This window comes from Flavilitoribacter nigricans DSM 23189 = NBRC 102662 (assembly GCF_002646595.1).
Lineage (GTDB): Bacteria > Bacteroidota > Bacteroidia > Chitinophagales > Saprospiraceae > Flavilitoribacter > Flavilitoribacter nigricans.
This window is the reverse complement of record NZ_PDUD01000001.1, coordinates 347,007-367,753: the sequence shown is the minus strand read 5'-3', so window position 1 is coordinate 367,753 and position 20,747 is coordinate 347,007. Positions and strand designations below refer to the sequence as shown.

At 53.8% G+C, this 20,747-nt stretch carries 12 protein-coding genes and 1 pseudogene; 7 read left to right on the top strand and 6 right to left on the bottom strand.

The genetic code is table 11. The features are described from left to right. The first annotated feature begins 3 nt into the window (after window positions 1-3). Genes asnB through CRP01_RS01345 form a run of 7 tightly spaced genes read left to right on the top strand, consistent with a single transcriptional unit; the run spans window position 4 to window position 10,195 of the window. On the top strand, window positions 4-1,923 hold the full coding sequence (gene asnB, locus CRP01_RS01375) for an asparagine synthase (glutamine-hydrolyzing) (RefSeq protein ID WP_099148181.1): 1,920 nt from the start codon (window positions 4-6) through the stop codon (window positions 1,921-1,923). Continuing rightward, a complete protein-coding gene (locus CRP01_RS01370) occupies window positions 1,917-3,029 on the top strand; it encodes a glycosyltransferase family 4 protein (RefSeq protein ID WP_099148180.1) in 1,113 nt (370 codons plus the stop codon). The genes asnB and CRP01_RS01370 overlap by 7 nt, the downstream gene beginning before the upstream one ends. Then, entirely contained in the window at window positions 3,026-5,155 is a 2,130-nt protein-coding gene (locus CRP01_RS01365) for a bi-domain-containing oxidoreductase (protein WP_099148179.1), read from the top strand. Before CRP01_RS01370 ends, CRP01_RS01365 begins: the two co-directional genes overlap by 4 nt. Window positions 5,156-5,182: 27 nt before the next feature. Then, window positions 5,183-6,277 carry a sulfotransferase family protein gene (locus tag CRP01_RS01360; protein WP_099148178.1) on the top strand — a complete coding sequence of 365 codons (1,095 nt, stop codon included), beginning with the start codon at window positions 5,183-5,185 and terminating at the stop codon, window positions 6,275-6,277. Continuing rightward, window positions 6,278-7,861, top strand: a complete 1,584-nt coding sequence (locus tag CRP01_RS01355) for an alginate lyase family protein (protein ID WP_099148177.1) — start codon at window positions 6,278-6,280, stop codon at window positions 7,859-7,861. Beyond that, window positions 7,858-9,108, top strand: a complete 1,251-nt coding sequence (locus tag CRP01_RS01350) for a glycosyltransferase family 4 protein (protein WP_099148176.1) — start codon at window positions 7,858-7,860, stop codon at window positions 9,106-9,108. Before CRP01_RS01355 ends, CRP01_RS01350 begins: the two co-directional genes overlap by 4 nt. A gap of 49 nt (window positions 9,109-9,157) precedes the next feature. Then, a complete protein-coding gene (locus CRP01_RS01345) occupies window positions 9,158-10,195 on the top strand; it encodes a hypothetical protein (RefSeq protein ID WP_099148175.1) in 1,038 nt (345 codons plus the stop codon). On the opposite strand, the gene CRP01_RS01340 is transcribed toward CRP01_RS01345, so the two are convergent. The 6 genes and pseudogenes from CRP01_RS01340 to CRP01_RS01320 form a co-directional block, all read right to left on the bottom strand. After that, complete coding sequence (locus CRP01_RS01340) at window positions 10,182-11,606, bottom strand: sulfatase family protein (protein WP_099148174.1); 1,425 nt, start codon at window positions 11,604-11,606, stop codon at window positions 10,182-10,184. The genes CRP01_RS01345 and CRP01_RS01340 overlap by 14 nt on opposite strands. A gap of 105 nt (window positions 11,607-11,711) precedes the next feature. After that, complete coding sequence (locus CRP01_RS01335; protein ID WP_099148173.1) at window positions 11,712-13,109, bottom strand: Gfo/Idh/MocA family protein; 1,398 nt, start codon at window positions 13,107-13,109, stop codon at window positions 11,712-11,714. 27 nt (window positions 13,110-13,136) lie between these two features. Continuing rightward, a complete protein-coding gene (locus CRP01_RS43390) occupies window positions 13,137-13,604 on the bottom strand; it encodes a glycoside hydrolase family 20 zincin-like fold domain-containing protein (protein WP_394337754.1) in 468 nt (155 codons plus the stop codon). Beyond that, window positions 13,602-15,131, bottom strand: a pseudogene (locus CRP01_RS01330) (arylsulfatase); the annotation flags it as partial. The gene CRP01_RS43390 and the pseudogene CRP01_RS01330, both read right to left, overlap by 3 nt. 490 nt (window positions 15,132-15,621) lie before the next feature. After that, window positions 15,622-17,397, bottom strand: coding sequence for a RagB/SusD family nutrient uptake outer membrane protein (locus tag CRP01_RS01325; protein ID WP_099148172.1), 1,776 nt, complete (start codon window positions 17,395-17,397; stop codon window positions 15,622-15,624). 43 nt (window positions 17,398-17,440) lie between these two features. Continuing rightward, window positions 17,441-20,584, bottom strand: a complete 3,144-nt coding sequence (locus CRP01_RS01320; protein WP_099148171.1) for a SusC/RagA family TonB-linked outer membrane protein — start codon at window positions 20,582-20,584, stop codon at window positions 17,441-17,443. Window positions 20,585-20,747: the final 163 nt, after the last annotated feature.

The window sequence follows — 20,747 nt, the reverse complement described above, 5'->3', positions numbered from 1 at the left end:
TTTATGTGTGGTATTTGCGGCATCATTGACCTGAAAAAAAAGCTCTCCCGCGAGGAGCGCGACCGGACCGTACGGAGGATGAACGAAAAATTGTTGCATCGAGGCCCGGACAGCGCCGGCTATCATTCCGACGAACGTGCGAGTCTGGCCATGCGCCGGCTTTCGATCATTGATCTGACTACCGGTCAGCAACCCATCTTTAATGAGGCCGGGGATATCGGGGTGTTCCTGAACGGCGAGATCTATAACTACCTGGAACTGAAAGAAGATCTGCTGTCCAGAGACCACCGTTTCACCACCAACTCCGACACGGAAGTTTTGGTACATCTCTACGAGTCCTACGGCGATAATATGGTGCATCACCTCAAGGGAATGTTCGCCTTTTGCATTTTCGACCTGCGGCGTCCGCGGTTTTTTCTCGCCCGCGATCGCTTTGGCGAAAAACCTTTATTCTATCACCATCAGGACGGGGTGTTTTCCTTTTCCAGTGAGATCAGTTCCCTGCTGGAGAACCGGAGAATAAACCGGAAGGTCGACCAGGAAGCGCTGGGGTATTATTTCCGTACTTCGCTGATCCCGGAATCACTCACCCTACTGGAACGGGTGTACAGTCTGCCGGCCGGTTGTACGATCAGCCTGAGTCCGATCAGTTTTGATATCGAAAGCTATTTTACGATCGACTACCGGGAAAACCCGGGTATTCAATCAAATGAAGACGCCAGTGCGCTGATCCGTCCCCATTTGGAGGCGGCGGTCCGCCGACAAACGGTTAGCGATGTACCGATCGGTGCCTTTTTATCCGGCGGAATCGATTCCAGTACGGTGGTGGCATTATTGCAAAGTCAGTCGGAGCGGCCGGTGCAGACCTTCACCGCCCGCTTTGAACACCAACCCTACGATGAGAGCGTTACCGCGCGTAAGGTAGCGGATCGACTGGGTACCGACCACCACGAGGTATTGATCCCTAACTTTGATTTTGGGGAAGAGCTCTTCTGGGAGATCATCGATCACGTAGGGCTTCCATTTCGGGATTCTTCAGCTATACCGTCCTACCTGATCAGCCGGGAGATCAGTCGGCACGTTAAGGTGGCACTTTCCGGTGACGGCGGGGATGAACTTTTCGGCGGCTACGATCTATTCCGCTGGTATACCCGGATCTTGGATACCAAAAGGGTACCGCGCCCGGTTCGTCGCCTGGGACGGGAAATGCTCGGAATGGCTGCATGGGTGCCCGGGATCAGAGATAATTCCCGTTTGCGTAAGTGGAAACGGGCAGCGGAAACTTCTCTGCAGGCGGTGGACGTAATTCCGATCTCACTCAATGAAATGTTTTCCGATCCGGAAATGAAATCGATCTTTCCGGATTCGAATACCGCAGTTCGCAATAATTACCCGGCACTGCGACAGTACCCGGACGCAGCCGATGCATGGTCGCCACTTCGCCGGATCATGTATTACCGCCTGCAGCATACGCTCCCCGTCAACATGCTGGTGAAAATAGACCGGATGAGTATGGCCAATTCCCTGGAGGTGCGGGCTCCCTTTCTGGATCCGGACCTCTTTGCGGCCTCTGCTCAGTTGCCGGACCGGTTCCTGGTCCGGGACGGTCTCGGGAAATACATCCTGCGCCACATGATGCGGGACGTATTGCCGGAAGAGGTATTTTCGGGGCCGAAGCAGGGATTCAGTATTCCACTCCATCGCTACAAGAACGAGGCTTTTACCCAACTGGCCCAAAGACTGGTTTACGATGAAAATCCCTTTCCGGAAATGTTCCGACCGGAGTTCCTGGACGAGGTATTTCAACGGGGTATTCATCAGGATCAAAGTAACGCCCGGCACAGTGTCTTTCGGTCCACCCACCAGTTGTGGATGCTGATGCAACTCTTTGGCTGGGCAAAACGCTTTCGCGTTACATGCTGAGCCGGCGGAAGGTGATACTGGTCGGACCTCCCACCGGGCGCGAGATCAGTGGCGCTTACGGCGGTGGTACCGGTGGCTACACCCGAAAAATGCAATTATATCTGAATCACTTTCGTTCGGATCGATTCGTACAGGTTCCGTGCTTTCATTCGGTCCGTGGGCAGTCATTTACCCTGGGCCTGGCAGGGCGATTTTTGCACGACTTGTCCGGGTTTGCCAGAGCTTTGTTCCGGACCCGGGCCGGTGCCGTACATATGCTCGGGCAATACCGCGGGGCTACGCCCCGGGAATTCGGTATGACCCTATTGGCGCTTTTGTTCCGAAGGCCTTATCTCTACGAAATAAAGGCGGGCGTCTTTATCGACTGGTACGGCCATACCAACCCGCTTAATCGTTTTATGATCCGCTTTGTACTTAAAAAAGCAACGGTGGTACTGGCTCAGGGAAAGCCTTACATCGATTTCCTGGCGACTGAACTGGGTATTCCGGCGGTCTATTTTCCAAATTTTGTCGCGGCAGCGGAAATGATCCCGCACCGGCGACCTTCCCTGGACGTACTGCCGGTTCGTATCCTTTTTATCGGCTATGCTTTTGAAGAAAAAGGAACGGGGGAACTGGTCACTGCCTGCCGGCAAATGGCGGCTGATTATCGGATACAGCTCACTACGATCGGCGCGGAACACCCTGATTTCAGGACCTGGGCGGATCAACTATCTCCGATTAAAAACTTCACCTGGATCAGAACGGGAAAATTGCCGCATCCAAAAGTACTGGGACAGCTTTCCGAAAACGATATTTACTGCTATCCTACCCGGCATCCGGGGGAAGGGCATAACAATACGATCAACGAGGCTATGATGTCCGGCCTGGTAGTGGTCACCACCCGCCAGGGTTTTCTCGCCTCTATTGTCGGTGCGGACCGGGGGTATCTCCTGGCGGATGGATCGTCGGCAGCTATTATTGCTGCGATCCACGAGATTATGAACGATAAAACGGAAGCGATCCGGCGTACGAAAAACGCCAGACAGTATCTCGAAACGCACTTTGTGGATACCATCGCTTTCCGGAAACTGGAAAATGCCTACGCAAAAATGTTACCTGAATGAAGCAGATACTCCAGGACCTGAGATCGGGGGCAACCCGTCTGGAAGAAGTACCCGTACCGATCGTACAGCCCGGCCACGTACTGATCAAAACCCGCCGGAGTCTGGTATCCCTCGGTACGGAGCGGATGCTGGTGCAATTCGGTAATGCAAACTGGCTTCAGAAAGTGCAGCAGCAGCCGGAAAAGGTAAAACAGGTGCTGGACAAATTGAAGACGGACGGGATACAGCCTACGGTAGAAGCGGTATTCAGGAAACTGGACCAGCCCCTGCCGCTGGGCTACTGCAATGCCGGGGAAGTGGTTGCCGTCGGGACGGGCGTCACCGAATTTTCCATCGGGGATCGCGTCGCATCCAACGGGCACCACGCGGAAGTGGTTTGCATCCCCCAAAACCTGGTGGCGAAGATCCCTGATTCGGTAAGCGACGATGAAGCGAGTTTTACGGTAGTGGGAGCCATCGCCCTGCAGGGCATCAGACTGGTGGAACCCACCTTCGGGGAAACCGTCGTGGTATTGGGGCTTGGCCTGATCGGCCTGCTCACTGCCCAGTTACTACTCGCTAACGGTTGCCGGGTGATCGGCGTGGATCTGGATCCGGATAAACTCGAACTGGCCCGGGAATTGGGTATTGAAGCCATTCCCGCCTCCGGCGGTGGTGGAATAGTCCAGACTGTTATTGACCTAACCGCCGGCGTGGGTGCCGACGCCGTGCTCATCACGGCTTCCAGTAAACGCCATGATATCATTGCCCAATCGGCAAAGATGAGCCGGAAGCGCGGCCGTATCGTGCTGGTGGGCGTAGTGGGTTTACATATTGACCGCTCCGATTTTTACGAAAAGGAATTGAGCTTTCAGGTCTCCTGCTCCTACGGGCCGGGCCGGTACGATCCGGAATACGAACTGGCCGGCCATGATTACCCTTTACCCTTTGTCAGGTGGACCGAAAAAAGAAATTTTGCAGCCGTTCTCCAGGCCATGGAAAGGGGAAGCCTCCGGGTAAAACCACTGATATCCGAAACCATTCCTCTGGAGGATTACGATCGGATCTACCAGAACATGGATACGACCCGGTCCATCGGTTCCGTACTGGAATATCCCGGCACGGTAAGGGTAGAACGGCGACAGGTTCGGATAACGGAGAAGGAATTCCATGCGGGAAAACCGGTGATCGGCCTGATCGGGGCCGGTGATTTTACGGTGGCGAAGGTGCTGCCCATTTTGCAAAAACTGGATGCGAATATCAAATATATCGCCAGCTCCCGGGGAATGGGCGGAACGATCAATGCCCGCAAATTTGGGATCCCCTTTTCCACAACAGATTACCGGGAGATCCTGGCCGACGCGGAGGTCAATGCCGTCATCATCACCACCCGGCACCATCAGCACGCTGGGCAGGTGACGGAAGCGTTGCGGGCCGGTAAGCACGTATTCGTCGAAAAACCGTTGGCCATCACTGCCGTTGAATTGGAAGAGATCGCAGCTGCCTATGGCCAGAATTCCGGCTCCCTGTCGGTGGGTTTCAACCGGCGGTTTGCCCCACTGGTAAGGCAGGCCCGGGCCAGACTGGGCGATACGGCGACGCAGCCCATGCAGGTATTGATCACGATGAACGCCGGAGCTATTCCCGCGGAGCACTGGACCCAGGACCCTGCGATCGGGGGCGGACGGGTTATCGGTGAGGCCTGCCATCTGATCGATCTGATCACCTATCTGACGGATAGCCAGGTAGAACGGGTGGCGATGAACGGACTGGGGCAGGCGCCGGACCGGTATTCCGATAATGTTTCCATGCTCCTGAAGTACCGCAATGGATCGAACGGGGTGATCAATTATTTTGCCAACGGGCATCGCTCCTACGCTAAAGAACGCATTGAGATCTTTTCCGGGGGAAAGGTCGTGATCATTGATAACTTCCGGAAAGCCGCTTTCTACGGAATGAAAGGTGACCGGCAACCCTGGTTCAGCAAGCAGGATAAAGGGCATTACGATCAGTTCCGGATCTTTTTGGAAAATCTCAAGGATACCGGGGAGCCAACCATCCCTTTCGATCAGATCCTGAACACTTCCCGGACAACCTTCGCCGCTTTGGATTCCCTACAAACCGGCCAATGGATCGATGTGCCCTAAAGTAACCGCAAAAGCTCAGCCGACCGTATGAATACCTTTTTTATCGCCGGGCTGCAACGCTCCGGTACCACCTTGCTTTCCGTCATGCTCAGCAAACATCCGGAGATCTGTATGGAGGAGCGTGCCGTGGCCTTTCGCCTGATCACCACGCTGCGGAATAGCTATGACCTGTTGCCCCACAATCTGGAAATAGATCCGGAGGATTTCTATCGCTGGCTGATCGAAACGGATAAAAAGCAACGACTGCGTACATTACTCGATCACGAAAAGTTTTCCCAATACGGTAGTATCCGGGAAATGATCCGGCGTTCTATTGCCCAGAAGTTGGAGTCCAACGGCAAGCGGGTCTGGGGGGATAAAACGCCCAATCTGCATATGTATCTCCCCGAAGCCCTGAGCTTTTTCCCGGATGCCAGGTTTATTCACCTCGTGCGGGACGGGCGGGCCAATGCCTTTAGTCTGGCCCGGAGATCTTACCAAAACCTGCAACTGAGTGCCCAGCAATGGGTAGATGGTAACATGGCGGGCCTGGTCAACCGGGACCTGCTCGGCCCGGAACGATATCTTCTCATCAAATACGAGGAACTGCTGCTGGAACCGGAAGCTACCCTACAGCAGGTTTGTCATTTCCTGGGGCTTCCCTTTCACGAAGCCGTCCTGGACCTGTCCAATAAAGCGATCCCCGATCAGGAAAAATATGTGAAAAAGACTTTGGACCGGTCGAAGATCCGGGCGTATCTCGATCATCTCGATGCCCTGCAGTTGCAGAAGGTTGAACGTATACAGGGACCTCTATTGCAACGACTGGGATACGAACTCCACACGAAAGGTATCCTCGAGCAGTACCGGCCTCTGAGTCTGGCCCGCCGGATCGCATTAAACCAAATGGATAATCTGCGGCGGTTATTCCGGTCCCGACAAGAGGGTATGGTCAATAAACGATACGTAAAGATCAGAACGCCTTTTCTCAATCGGGCCTATGATTTCCTGCGGATCCTGACGCAGGATCTGCTTTCCCGCCAGATTTTCAAGGCGCTGTTTTCCAGAGTTTTTTATACCGAAAAACATTATTCCAAAAGTAAACCGACCGGCACCCCGGACCGGGAGGTCAAACGCCACTAAATGGTTGCTACCCTCCGGCGGTACTACAACACCTTGCGGTATCTCAAGTGGAAACAGATCCGCTACCAGGTGTACTATAAGTTGCTGGATCATCTGCCACTGCAGCCGGATTATTCGGAGGTAACGGTCCCTATTGAGCGCTCTGCGACCGTTGAGTTGCATTTACAGGACTCCATCCCGGCGGCCGTCAGTTATCTCGGCCTGGGGCATTTCCGATTTTTAAATGTTGATCATCGTTTTGAGGAAGAGATAGACTGGAACCTGGATGTCTATGGAAAGCTCTGGACCTATAACCTCAATTACTTCGAATTTTTGGGCCAGGCGGATATGACCGATGCCGTGGGTTTTCGGCTGATCCGGGATTTTATCCGGAAAGAAGAGCTCATTAAAGATGGATTAGAGCCTTTCCCGATCTCCCTGCGGGTGGTCAACTGGATAAAGTTTCTAAGCAAATACCGCCTGCGGGATGCCGAGACCGATCGTTCTCTCTACCGGCAGATCCAGTATTTGCGGAAGCGACTGGAATTTCATCTGCTGGGTAATCATCTATTGGAAAACGCTTTTGCCCTATTGTTTGGAGGCGCTTATTTCGGTGATCCGGATTTGATCCGGGAAGGCCGAAAACTACTGACCGCCGAACTGGATGAACAGATCCTGCCCGATGGGGCACATTTTGAGCTCAGCCCGATGTACCACCAACTCATGTTGTTTCGGGTGCTGGACAGCATCAATCTGGTCGAAGCCCACCCCGCACTTTTTCAGTCGGATCTTCTTCCATTCCTGAAAGAGAAAGCCCAAAAAATGCTGGGCTGGCTGGCGCAAATGACTTTTACCGACGGGACAGTGCCCGGTTTTAACGATACGGCTCCCGGGATAGCTCCTGATACGGACGCATTATCGTGGTACGGGCAGCAATTGCAGTGTCCGGCCGGACAATCGGCTCTGGCGGAGAGCGGATACCGGAAATTCTCCCGCGATTCCTACGAATGTATAGTGGATGCAGGGCGGATCGGTCCGGATTATCTGCCCGGGCACGCCCACTGTGACACCCTGAGCTTTGTACTTCATCACCGTGGTAAACCGCTGATCGTCGATACCGGCATTTCGACTTACGAAAAAAATAAACGCAGAACCGCCGAGCGATCGACGGCCGCTCACAATACCGTCATAGTAGGGGAAACCGAACAATCCGAAGTCTGGGGTGGATTTCGGGTAGCCCGCCGGGCCGGTATCAGCTCTCTGAAAGTAAGCACCGATCAACTCACCGCCGAGCATGACGGCTTCCGGCGGATCGGTGAAACCCACCGCAGATCATTTCACTTTTCGGACCAGGTCATTACGATTGAAGATGCTACCCTTGGTAAAAAACGTGCCCGTGCCTTCCTGCATTTCCATCCGGATGTTTCGGTACAGCTGCGGGGCAATGAACTCACCTGGGCTTTTGGGAAATTGCACTTCGATAAAGCCGAAAAGGTAGTATCCACCGTATATGAATATGCAGCCGGTTTTAACCAAAGGGTAAAAGCCACGCGGATAATCATCCACTTTTCTGATCGACTGACCACAAAAATACTACTCCATTGAAAATTCTATTCCTGACCGACAACTTCCCCCCCGAAAGTAATGCACCCGCCTCCCGCACCTACGAACACTGCCGGGAATGGGTGAAAAAAGGTGCCGATATAACGGTGATCACCTGCACGCCTAATTTTCCGGAAGGGAAAGTTTTTCCGGGATATAAAAACAAGTTCTATCAGAAAGAAGAGATGGATGGCATTAGGGTGATCCGCGTCTGGACCTACATTACGCCCAATCGCGGTTTGACTCCCCGTATCCTGGATTATCTCAGCTTTTGTATATCCGGCTTTATCGCCAGTTTGTTCGTGAAAACGGATATCATCATCGCTACCTCGCCGCAGCTGTTTACGGCGGTATCGGGCTATCTGGCCTCGGTTTTTAAAGGCAAACCCTGGATCATGGAGATCCGCGATCTCTGGCCCGAATCCATTAAGGCCGTGGAGGCTATGCGGGAAAGTATCATTATCAAAATGCTGGACCGCCTGGTGTTCTTTTTGTACCGGCACGCTACCAAACTGGTCGTAGTGACCGATTCCTTCAAACGCCGGATGATCGCACTGGGTAATGATCCCGATAAGACCTTCGTGATCAAAAACGGCGTTATGCTGGACCAGTTCCAGGCCCGGGAAAAGAACCAGCGGCTAATCAATGACCTGGGTTTACAGGACAAGTTCATCGTCGCCTACATCGGTACCCACGGGATGGCCCATAAACTGGACTTCATCCTGGACGCTGCCGTTTCGGTCCACGATCCGGAGATCCATTTCCTGTTCGTCGGTACCGGAGCTATGAAGGGGCGTCTGGTGAAACAGGCCGAAGAATTGCAGCTTAAAAATGTTACCCTTTTGGACGCTGTACCCAAACAGCAGGTGGCAGATTATATTTCCATTTCCGATGTGTCACTGATCAATTTGCGGAAGAGCAAAACCTTCACTAAAGTGATCCCTTCCAAGATCTTTGAAAATGCCGCAATGGCCAAACCTATTCTTCTGGGCGTAGAGGGGGAGGCACAATCGATCATTGAATCCTACGGTGCCGGTCTCTGCTACGAGCCGGAAAACGAACTCGATTTCCTGAACAAACTGCAGCAAATGAAGCAGGACCGGACCGCCTACCGGCAATATCAGGAGGGTTGTCAGAATATGGCCCGGTCCTTCAACCGCCAGGCCCTGGCCGAAGAGATGTACGATGTGCTGGAATTCGTTTTGGCAAAACCAGTGCTCAGCCCCGAAGAAGAGAAAACCGGGGTGTAGTGTAAGTCGCCCGCTCTACCTCACCGTCTTTTAGGAAATTCGATTTCCTATGCTCTTGAGATTCTGCTTTCCGGTCTTATGCCTTATGGTCTGCACCGGCCTTTCCGCTCAGCCCACCAATGTACAAAAAGCCCTCATTTCCATTGAACGGATCTGGGATCGGGCCGAACACAATGCGTTCACCGATCTGGTCTACTTTCGGGACAAGTGGTACTGCACCTTCCGGGAAGGTACCGGACATGTCCCCGGCGTGAATGGCAGTATCCGGGTGATCGCTTCCGCGGACGGACAAAACTGGACTTCGGTTGCCCTGATCTCCGAAGCGGGGATCGACCTGCGGGATCCCAAACTCTCCGTTACTCCGGACAAGCGACTGATGCTGAATCTGGAAGCGGCGTATTACGAAGGTAGGAAGGCCCTGAAAAGAGAATCCTGGGTGGCATTTTCGGATAAAAAAGGGACCCGCTTCGGTCCCGGTGAAAATATCAAATTGCCCACCGAACTCATTTCCAACAGCGACTGGCTTTGGCGGGTGACCTGGCATAAAGGCACTGCTTATGGTGTTATGTACCAATCCAGCGCCGACGAAGACTGGCGGGCGCATTTGCTCAAAACTACCGATGGAAAGAATTTCGATCTTGTGACTACCTTCCCCATCACCGGAAAACCCAGTGAGGCTACCGTTCGCTTCGATCAGCAGGACCGGCTGATCGTGTTACTACGCCAGGATGGTGAGGATAAGATCGGTTTGATCGGCAACAGTCTGCCGCCCTACGGGGAGTGGTCCTGGAAAAAAGTTGGGCGTCAGTTGGGCGGCCCGAACTTTGTGATCCTGCCCGGTGGCCGGCTGGTTTGCACAACCCGGGATTATACCGGTCCGGAACGGACTACTGCTCTTGCTTTCGTCGGCCTCGATGGCCAGTACGAGCCTGTTTTTTCTTTTCCCAGCAATGGGGATACCAGTTATCCGGGTATGGTACTGCGGGACGGGATTCTTTACATATCGTATTATTCCGGGCATGAGGGCAAAGCCAACATTTATCTGGCCCGCGTATCGGTAGATGGTCTGGGCCTTATTGCCCCTTAAACCGCCGCATCGCCCCCGGATTCGTATAGTTGGGCTCCCGGTTCTCCATCAGGGCCTGATGGATCTCGTAGGTCACCTGTGGCCATACATCCCCCTCCAGCCAGCGGGGAGCTTCCAGTTCTTTCTCCCAGCTTTCCAGTCCGGATTGCAATTCCACCTTCATTTGCGGATTTTCGATCGTTAGGTTTTCCGTTTCCCCCAGATTCGCTTCCAGGTCGTACACCCGATAGCCGTAGTCCTCCAGTCGGATCAATTTCCATTCGGCTTTGCGGACGGCAGCCATCTTGCCTTTTCGCCAGAATAACCAATCGTGGGGAGCGCCCTGACGCTCGCCATTCAGGTAGGGTAGGAGGTCGACCCCATCGGTTTCCGTGGTATTAGGATCGATGCCGGCTGCCTGTACCGAAGTAGCAAAAATATCCAGGGCGGAGGTGAGTTGGTCAAAAGTTTGCCCGCCTTTAACCCGACGCGGCCAGGTTACGGTGAACGGTACCCGGTGCCCGCCTTCAAATTTATTGCCTTTCCAACCTTTCAGCGGGCCACTGCTGGATTGATTATTGTAAGCTCCTCCATTATCGCTCAAAAAGAAGATCAGCGTATTTTCGTAGAGCCCTTCCGATTTTAACTTGTCAATTACCTTTCCGATATTCTCATCCATCGACCAGGTCATCGCCGCCAGCTTTTGCCGGGGATGGTCGCGGTATTTTTCCAGATGTTCCTCCTTGGCGTGCATGGGCGTATGCACGGCGTTAAAAGCCAGATACATGAAAAAAGGCTTGTTCTGTTGCTGATCGATAAACTGCACGGCCCGGTCGCCCAGTACATCGGTCAGATAACCCTCAAACTGGACATGCTCCCGATTGTGAAGAATAGCCGTGGGTTTGCCTTCCTGATCCTGATTTTCGTTCGGAAAATAAGAACGGGAACCGGATAAAAAGCCGTAAAAATCGTCGAACCCGCGCACGTTCGGGTGGTAGGCGTCCCCGAGACCCAGGTGCCACTTACCGAGGGCCATCGTCCGGTAGCCCTGTTGTTGCAAATGTTTGCCGATGGTGGGCACCGAAGGACGCAGACCGTCGTCGGCCGGAATACCGTTGCACTCGTGACCGAACCGTTGCTGGTAGCGACCGGTAATCAGGCCCGCCCGGGATGGCGCGCAGACACTTGCGCTCACATGGGCGTCCGTAAAGATCACACCGTCGGCGGCCAGCTGGTCGATGCGGGGCGTTTCCAGATCCTGGCTGGCCATAAAACCAAAATCGACATAGCCGGCATCATCCGCCAGGATCACGATGATATTGGGTGGATCGGTCTGCCGGGAAGCATGAGAGCTGGTGGACCGCGAACAGCCCACCAGTCCCACCAGTATTAAGCCAATAATGATCAGCTTGGAATAAACAGAATTCTTCATGTACGACATTTGATTCGGATCACCACATTGATACCGGTAACTTGTGAAGTCCCCCGGTATGCTTTCCTGGATTCGGGCTGCCGTTGGGCATACCCACAACCGTGCTTATAGATTTGCCATAATTCCCTGAGGACGCTCTCCCTGCCATTTGCCACGGGTAAAGTCCGGGAATTTCAGGGGTGCGCTACCCAATTCGACGGATAGTTTGGAAAGTGGTACCACAACGGACCAGTCGGCTCCGTCGTACACGTCCATATCCAGGGGTAATCCACGGTTCAGACAGTCGATCAGCCGGTAAACCTGAACGAAGTCCATGCCGCCGTGACCACCGTGCTTGGCGATCTCCTGCTCCATTTTGCCCCAGATCGGGTGGCGGTATTTCTCCCGCATTTCCTTATACTCTTCCTCGTTCAGCCATTTGTGGCCGCCTTTTTCTTCCAGGGACAGGCGGGACGGATAGCCTTCGTGGTAACCTTTGGTACCGGCCAGGGCGTTGATCCGGTTGTACGGTCGCGGAGTAACTACGTCGTGTTGCACCAGGATAGTCCGGCCTTTAGCGGTTTTAATCAGCGTATTGCTCATGTCACCGTGCATGAAATCCTGGCGATTGTAGAATTCATTGTCGCTTTCTACGTTCAGGCTGTGCTCGCTCAGTGCCGCTTCCAGACTGCTCATGGAAACCATGTGGTCAAATCGATCTCCCCGTTCGATCCCCAGATACTGGGCTACCGGCCCTAAGCCGTGGGTCGGGTAGAGGTTGCCGTCCTGACGGATATGGTGACGAATGCGCCACTGGTTGTAATACCCGGTTTTGCTGAACATCTGCGAACGCAGATCGTGGATGTAGGCCGCTTCCGCGTGGGTCAGGGTACCGAATACCCCGTGCTCCACCATATTGAGGATCCAGAGCTCCTCGTCGCCGTAGCAGACGTTCTCCATCATCATGCAGTTGCGCTGGGTGGCTTCGGCGGTATCCACCAGTTGCCAGCAACCTTCCAGGGTGACGGCGGCGGGAACTTCCACCGCTACGTGTTTGCCCTGCTCCATGGCGTACACGCACATTGGTACGTGATCGTCCCAGGGTGTAGCGATGATCACCAGGTCGATATCATCCCGGCGGACCATTTCCTTCCAGGCATCCGCCGTGCCGGCGTAAACGGCCGGTTTCTGGCCGCTGTCCTTGAGGATCTCCAGGGCGTGGTCCGTCCGTTCCTTGCGGATGTCGCTGATGGCCGTGATCTTGGCTTTCGGATACAGCGCGAGTACATGTTTCAGGTGACCCGGCCCCCGGTTACCCAGTCCGATAAAGGCTACCTTTACCTGGTCGATCGGTTCCACCCGCAGGCCCATGACGCTGGTGCCCCGGGCCGGACGCGGACGCGTCAGGTCTTCCAGTTTTTGTTCAATGTCTGCTCTTGCGTAGGAATCAGCGATCGGCAGGCCCAGAAAGGCTCCGCTCAGGGCTGATAGCTTAAGGAATTTTCTTCTGTTCTGTTTATTCATAATTACTGATTTTTAGCTTGCTGTAGGTCAGAGCGAAGAATTGGAAACCGCCGTTGATCCCGTAATGTCTACGGCGGCCACGGTCCAGGTCGGATTGTGCATTTCTTCCTGCTGCCAGATCTTATCATCCATGATCTTCATCAGGGTTTGGATCGCCTGCTGAAAACCGTTTTCATCACCGGCCGTGATCTCGATATTTTCCCGACTGGAATGGAGACGGTAGTTCCCGGCCCCTAACTTACTGTCTTTCGAGAATACGATGGTATTGTTCCGATCCTTATTGATGGCCTGGAGCTCGTAACCGCCGGTCTGTTTCAGCTGCTGCTGGAGCTTTTCTATCGCACCCGGAGCGTTTTCCAGGCCCCGTAGTCCGGTGCGGTTATTGAGTACGAAATAGCCTTCTTCCAGATTCCATTTCTGGGGTGCATCCAGCCGCTCTTCCACGCGGGAACGGGCTTCCAGATAAGCGGTTTTCACATCCCCCAGTTCTTCCATTTTGAACCGGTCCAGCGGCGCCTGGGTATGGGCGTCGCTCATGATCTGTTTGATCTGGGCCGCCACTTCCGGAAACGCTTCCACGACATTATTCTCTTCGGTCGGATCGGTGGAAAGATCGTAAAGTTCCAGTTCCACTTTCCCGTTCAGGATACCGGTGCGGATGCCTTTCCATTTACCCATGCGAACGGCCTGTTGCCCGGTGTAAGAAGGGAATTCCCAATAGAGGTAATCGTGCTCTTTTTGATCCTGGCCGAGCAGGGTCGGCAGAAAGCTGATGCCGTCCGTTTTTTCCGGTGTTGACACGCCGGCTACTTCACAAAGCGTGGGAAGCACATCGTAAAAGGCCGAGATGTGCTCCGTGCTGCTACCGGGCTGAATATGCCCGGGCCAACTGGCGATCATCGGCACCCGAATGCCGCCTTCGTGCACAAATCCCTTGGTGAATCCATAACCTTCGCGGAAAGGACCGGCACTGTTGAAGAGGTCGGCGTCCACACCGCCCACGTAGGTTGGGCCATTATCACTGGAGAAGATGATCAGGGTATTTTCGTATTCACCCAGCGCTTTTAGTTTTTCGATCAGTTCACCGACCTGATAGTCCAGGTAGGCGATCATGGCCGCGTAGGTAGCCCGGGGTGTCCGGTTGGGGAAATAGCTGCTGCCGGTAAAAGGCTCTTCCGTTCCCAGTTTTTCCTGGTATTTTTCTACCCATTCCTGCGGAGCCTGCAGGGGCAAATGGGGAATAATGGATGCATAGTAGAGGAAGAAAGGAGCATCCTGGCTGTCTTCGATAAATTGCAGCGCTTCCTTTTGAATGAGGTCCGGCGCGTAATCGTTCAATTGAAAATCCGCATAGCTGGCCGGGTCGTTAGGATCGGCACCTTCCGGTAAGTCGGCGTGCAGTTCCACAAATTTATTATCCAGAAGATCGCGTTCCTCGTTTTTCCAGAGGTGCATGGGGTAGAAGGTATGCGCCTGGCGCTGGCAATTGTAACCGTAGAAAAAGTCAAAACCCTGCCGGTTGGGTACGCCTTCGGTAGTGGGCGCTCCGAGACCCCATTTACCTACGGCCCCGGTGGTATAACCTCCGGACTGCAGTAATTCGGCAACGGTGACAATGCTGTCCGGTAACGGCCGCTGGCCTTCCAGGAAGGGATTGTCAAACATGGCCTGGTAATCCCAGACCTTTCCTCTTTCACCCCATTCGTCGTTGCCGCGAACGTAGGCGTGACCGCCGTGTTGCCCGGTCATCAGGACGCAGCGGGCCGGCGCACATACCGGAGCGCCGCTGTAGTGCTGGGTAAAGATCATACCGTTGGCCGCGAGGGCATCCAGGTTCGGTGTTTCGATCAGTTCCTGACCGTATACACCCAACTCCCCGTACCCCAGATCGTCCGCCAGGATGTAAATAATATTCGGCTGGTCCGAATGGCCGGCCTGGTTCGAAGCCGCATCCGGATCTGAGGTATTACAGGAGCTTAGTAGCAGGGCCAGTGCTAATAGTTGGTTAAACGTTTTTTTCATTTTCAGTTGATTACTCTAAGTTGCGGTGCAACCCGGCAGAGCGTAAAAGAAGCGGGAAGAGAAACGGATATTACAGACAGCAGCAAGTGCCCGTCCGGTGGTATCCGCCGCATTCATACTCCCTTGTACCTGACTACGCTTTACAACCCAACTTACGTGAAATGAAATGCTCAACCTCCCGGTAAGTGGAGAGGTCGAACATTTCTGTACTATAATATATGAAACTAAAATTCATAAGCTATCCGACCAATAAGTAAATACTCCACATAAAGAGAATGGTAATAAAAACCACCAGTATCCACTCTTCCCAGTTCGCTCGCTTCCATTTGGAGTACATCTACGGTATTGGTTTCGGAATGTAACAAATCTATAGTGTTTGCGCTCCATTTCGCCCGTTTTTTTTGAGCGGCCGGAGCCCAGGGCGGGATGAGCAATGGGTATTCCCCGGGGGCGGACTATTGCTCATCCCTCATCTTGCCGGCTTTGTTGCTTACCGCCATCCCGGATTTTGTTCCAGTTGCGGGTTGAGTACGATCTGATCCGATGGGATCGGCTCCAGGTAGTAGTAGTCGGGTACACCGGGAGGAGGTCCCCAGGGAGAGACATAACCTTCTTCGGCACCGTCCTGGATCGGAAGTTTGTTTCCGTAGTCGGCGTTTTTCACCCAGCGACCGAGTTTCTCTTCGGCACCGTATTCCACCAGTTTTTTCCAGCGCTTGATGTCGAATACGCGGCCGAGACCTTCTCCGAGGAATTCGATGCCCCGTTCCCGGCGGATTTCCCAGAGTGCCGGATCTACATCGGCATCCCGCGTGGGATCTTCGATCATATTGGCCAGATCCAGCGGCGCTACGTTGCCGCGGGCCCGGAGTTTATTGACGGTCTGATCGGCGATCTCCTGGTTGAACTGCCCCAGTTCGAACATTGCTTCGGCGTAGTTCAGCAGTACTTCGCCCATCCGGAAGATAGGTTTGTCGTGGGAGTCGCGGTTTTGCAGGCGACTGATCTTGTTCGAAAATTTATAAAACGCATAGCCGCTATAAGTGACATTGTAACCGTGGCCTTCGTTGAATTTTCTAAAATGGGGAGAGGTTCGCACGATCAAACCTCTCCAGTTCATAGTTGGTAGTGTTTTGTGTTCATCGTCGGATAAGGTCGCCATCAGGTCAATGTATTCCCGGTGTTTCGGGTCGGCGTCGAATTTCCAGGTTTCCTGGTTCTTACCGTCTGTATCCACCCGGAAAGGTGGCGGCGTATTGAAATACAGCCGATAATCCCGGTTGCGGAACTCATCGTAAGGATCTTGCTCCCCGTCAAAAAGCGGGCTGGTGTGGATCGTCTGGCCGTCCAGGCACAGGTATTGATCAACCGCTTTCTTGGTCAGGTCATCGTGACCGATAGAACTGCGATTGTAATGGGACCAGCGCCCGTTCAAAATACCGAATTCGTAGGCTTTGTAAAGCAGTACACCGTCCGTGCCGGCCAGGGTCTCGCTGTTGAACACCTCATCGTAGCTGGCGTGCAGATTAGGGTGGTCAGCGATCAGCAGGGCACTGGCATCGGCGCTGGCCTGCAGGTACTGTTGCTCGCCGCCCAGGCTGTGGTACTTGCGCCAGGTGCCTTCGTAGAGCCCAAAGCGGGAGATCAACGCCCGTACCACATCCGTATTCACGGTATTCGGTCCGTTCCCTTCGGCTTTGATGTTTTCTTCGGCCCATTTCAGATCCTCAAGTACATTCTGAGCCACTTCGTCCCGCGGCGTACGGGAGCCGTAAAGGGCTTCTTCGTCCGCTTCGGTCAGTACCCGGTCTACCCAGGGCACCGCGCCGTAATTGGCGATCAGTTCCACGTATTCATAGGCCCGGAAAAAATAGCCTACCGCCCGCCAGTGGGCTTTGTCATCATCGTTCATGTCGCTGTTGTCGATATTGTCGAGCATTAGATTGACCCGACGAATGTTGGCAAAAGCGTTGTCCCAAAGTCCGGAGGAGGAAGGAACGATCTTGCGCTGCCAGAGCAGGGCGTCTCCCTGTGTACCGCTGTTATCGACCAGCAGGTCACTTCCCCGCTCCCGGTTGAGCGGGGTAAAATCCTGATAGCCGGGCAAGGTATTGTACAAACCCCAGGCGTAAGTCTCGAAATTGGCGCTTGAGGTAAAGGCTGTGCCTACCGTCAGCTGATCCTGCGGCAGTTTTTCCAGATATGCTTCATCGCAGGCAACCACGAAGAACAGCAAGCTGCCGATAAAGTATTTTATATTTTTCATTGCATTCATTTTTTAAATTAAATGGTCTCTCTTCTCTATCAACTTAGAAAGTCAGGTTTACCCCCGCGGAAAAGCTTCGCATATATGGATAGGTCGCTCCCTGGGATTTATTCTGCAATTCGGTGTTGATACCGTCCGGATAGTCATTGAAATCCAGTACGTTTTCACCCGCAACGTAGACGCGCAGCCGGTCGATGCCAATGCGGCTCAGCAACTGCTGCGGCAGGGTATAGCCCAGCGTGATGTTTTTCACCCGGAGATAAGCGCCGTCCAGCAGGTATTTAGTCTGCGTTGTGCGGTTGATGCCGTAGTTGACGCCTCCGAGAGAATAGTTCCGGGGGAAGTAGGCATTGCGGTTGTCCGGTGTCCAGTAGTCCAGTTGAGAGATGTAGACGACCTTGAATTCGTCGGTGTATGGGAAGCGCACGTTGTTGTTCTGGTAAAGATCTCTTTTGCCCACACCGTTGACCAGCACGGCCAGGTCGATATTTTTGAAAGAAAAATTCCCGAAGATCCCGTACTGATAACGGCGGTTGTTGTTTCCAATGATCACCCGGTCACCCGGATCGTCCAGGGTATTGTTACCGTCGTTGATGATCCCGTCTCCGTTCTGATCCACGTATTTGATGTCTCCCGGGTTTTGATTGCGGCCTTCCCAGGTGGGGATACCGTCGTTGAGCGTACCGCCCATCAGGTCGTCATTCAGCGTGCCTTCTACAAAATCGGCTTCCGTGTAGTAGCCGTCGGAAACGTATCCCCAGATGCTGCCGAGTTCCTGACCGACAAAGTACTGACTGAGTAGTCCGGCCGGATTATCAAACTTGGTGATGAAGCTGCGGTTATCCGACAGTGAAACGCCGATATTGTAGGAGAAAGCGCCCTTGCGGTCGTTCCAGCTCAGGCCGAGTTCCCAGCCTTTCGATTCCAGGTCGGCGGCATTTTGCGTAGGAGCGCTGGCTCCGAGCACGGCGGGTAGTTCTGCACCCGGGATCAACATCCCGATCGTTTCGCGTTTGAAGATATCCAGCGCGGTGGTCAGGCGCCCCTTGAAAAATACGGCGTCCACCCCAAAGTTCAGGGTCCGAACCCGCTCCCAGGTGAAAGAAGAACTCACCAGGCTTGGGATACCGAGCGTTACGTAGGGTACCCCGCTGGACTCATCGAGCCAACTGGCGTTCTGGATCGGCATACCCGGTACCGCCGGATACAGAGAAGGAGTATCCTGGTTGCCGATCTCACCCCAGGAAGCTCTCAGTTTCAGATCGGACAGGAAAGAAATGTTTTGCAGGATCGCTTCCCGGCCGATGTGCCAGCCGGCAGAAAATGACGGGAAGAAACCGAAACGATTGCCGTCCGGGAAACGCGAAGAACCGTCGTAGCGACCGTTGGCCTCCAGGAAGTACTTCTCCTTATAGTTGTAGTTGAACCGGCCGAAGAAACCCCGTACCGACCACTGGCCGAAGGAATCATCGCCCGTCACCGTTCCGGAGGCGCCGGAAATGGAAGGTAGATCGACATTGATCAGGTTGGTTTTTCGCACCCAGAAACCGTTGAAATCGCTGTTTTCCTGGTTGAAACCACTCAACAGGCCGAAGCTGTGGTCACCCAGTTTCAGGTCGTAGCTCGCGTACAGGTTCAGGGCATTGTAGACCGTTTTACCGTTGTAACGGCGGTAAAAAGTATTTACGGGATCAACCGCGTTCAGCGTGAAACGCTCGGGGTTGACCGTCAGTACCTGGTTGTCGCTGGTGATCTGGTCGTTGTTGCTTTTCTGGAAGGTATATTCACCGGTCAGGTTCAGGCCGGGCAGCAGGTTGTAGTTCAACTTACCGAATAAGCGGATGTTGTCCTGTAGGGTCTTCGGAGCTTCTTTCAGGTGCTCGATATTGGCCGGTGTGAAATACGGCACTTCCGTTCCGTCGTCAAATACATGATTACCAGTTGCCGGAGTATAGGCGTTGAAAGTGATGGCATTGCTGTAGCTTCCCAGCGGATCGCGCTGTACACTATTGCGGTACAGTACGTTGGTAGTAGCCGTGAGTTTGTCCGTCAGCTCGGTGGTCAGAGATGCGTTCAGGTTGTATTTGCGGTAGCTGTCGTTCCGGGTCACGATGATCCCGTCCTCATCACTGAAGCCCGCCGATACGCGGTAGGTGGTACTGGCACCGCCTCCGCTGAAATTGAAGTTGTGGATCTGCGTCACTCCGCGATCATCCAGCCAGGCTCCGATCAGGTCCGTATCCGCCAGTGGGTAGCGCAATCCGTCCTGCACGGCGTATCCTTCCGGGTAGGCACCGGGATTGTTCCGGTACTCTTCTACGTAACCTACCCAACTGGGTATGTCCTGACCGGTCCAGAAGGCATCGACGCCCCAGTCGTTCAGGGCATTTACGAAGTCATAGGTAGATGCTTTCTCCGGAATGTCCTCCGGACTGCTCGTACTGAAGGTAGAGGAGTAATTGAACTTCACCGGCTGGTTCTTACCGCCGGATTTAGTGGTGATCAGGACGACCCCGAAAGCCGCCCGGGCACCGTAGATTGACGTAGCCGCCGCATCTTTCAGTACGGTAATGGACGCTACATCCTGGGGATTGATATCCTCTACGGTAACCGGAACGTTATCCAGCAGGATCAGGGGTGATCCTCCGTTGATGGAGGTCGTACCACGAATATTGATCCCGAGGCCGGATGGGCCGGGCTGACCGGAATTATTGGTGATCTGAAGACCGGGAACCGTCCCCTGCAGGGCCTCCATGGAGTTGGTCACGGGGCGATTGGCCAGTACGTCCGTCATTTCCACGGAAGAGGCCGCACCGGTCACGTGGGCTTTCTTTTTACTGCCGAAACCGACCACCACCACCTCTTCGAGGTTGGCGGCATCGAAGGCCATGACCAGGTCGATGGTGGATTGGTTACCGACTTCAACTTCCTGGGCCTGGTAACCGGTATAAGTGAAGATCAGAACGGAGGCATCGCCGTCGACCGTCAAATTGTATTTTCCGTCGATATCGGTAACCGTTCCATTAGCGGTTCCCTTTTCCACGATGTTAACCCCGATGAGGGGTATGCCTTCGGAAGTAACGATACCCGCTACCTCGCGTTGGGCAAAAAGATTTCCCATAAGTACCAATTGCAGGAAACCCAGTAACAGGTATCTGCCGGTTTTTCTTACGTAATGCTTTTCCATAAGTAATGCTTTAGTGAGTTAGGCGAACCGGATAAGATGGAGCCCGGTTGCTGTGTTCCCCAAAGTTGCCGGCAAAGAGGGGGGAGTGGATGGTAAAAATTGGTCAAAAAGACCGGGTAAATTCGTCAGCAGACCGCTGAGAAATGAGGATTAGGATGGAAAT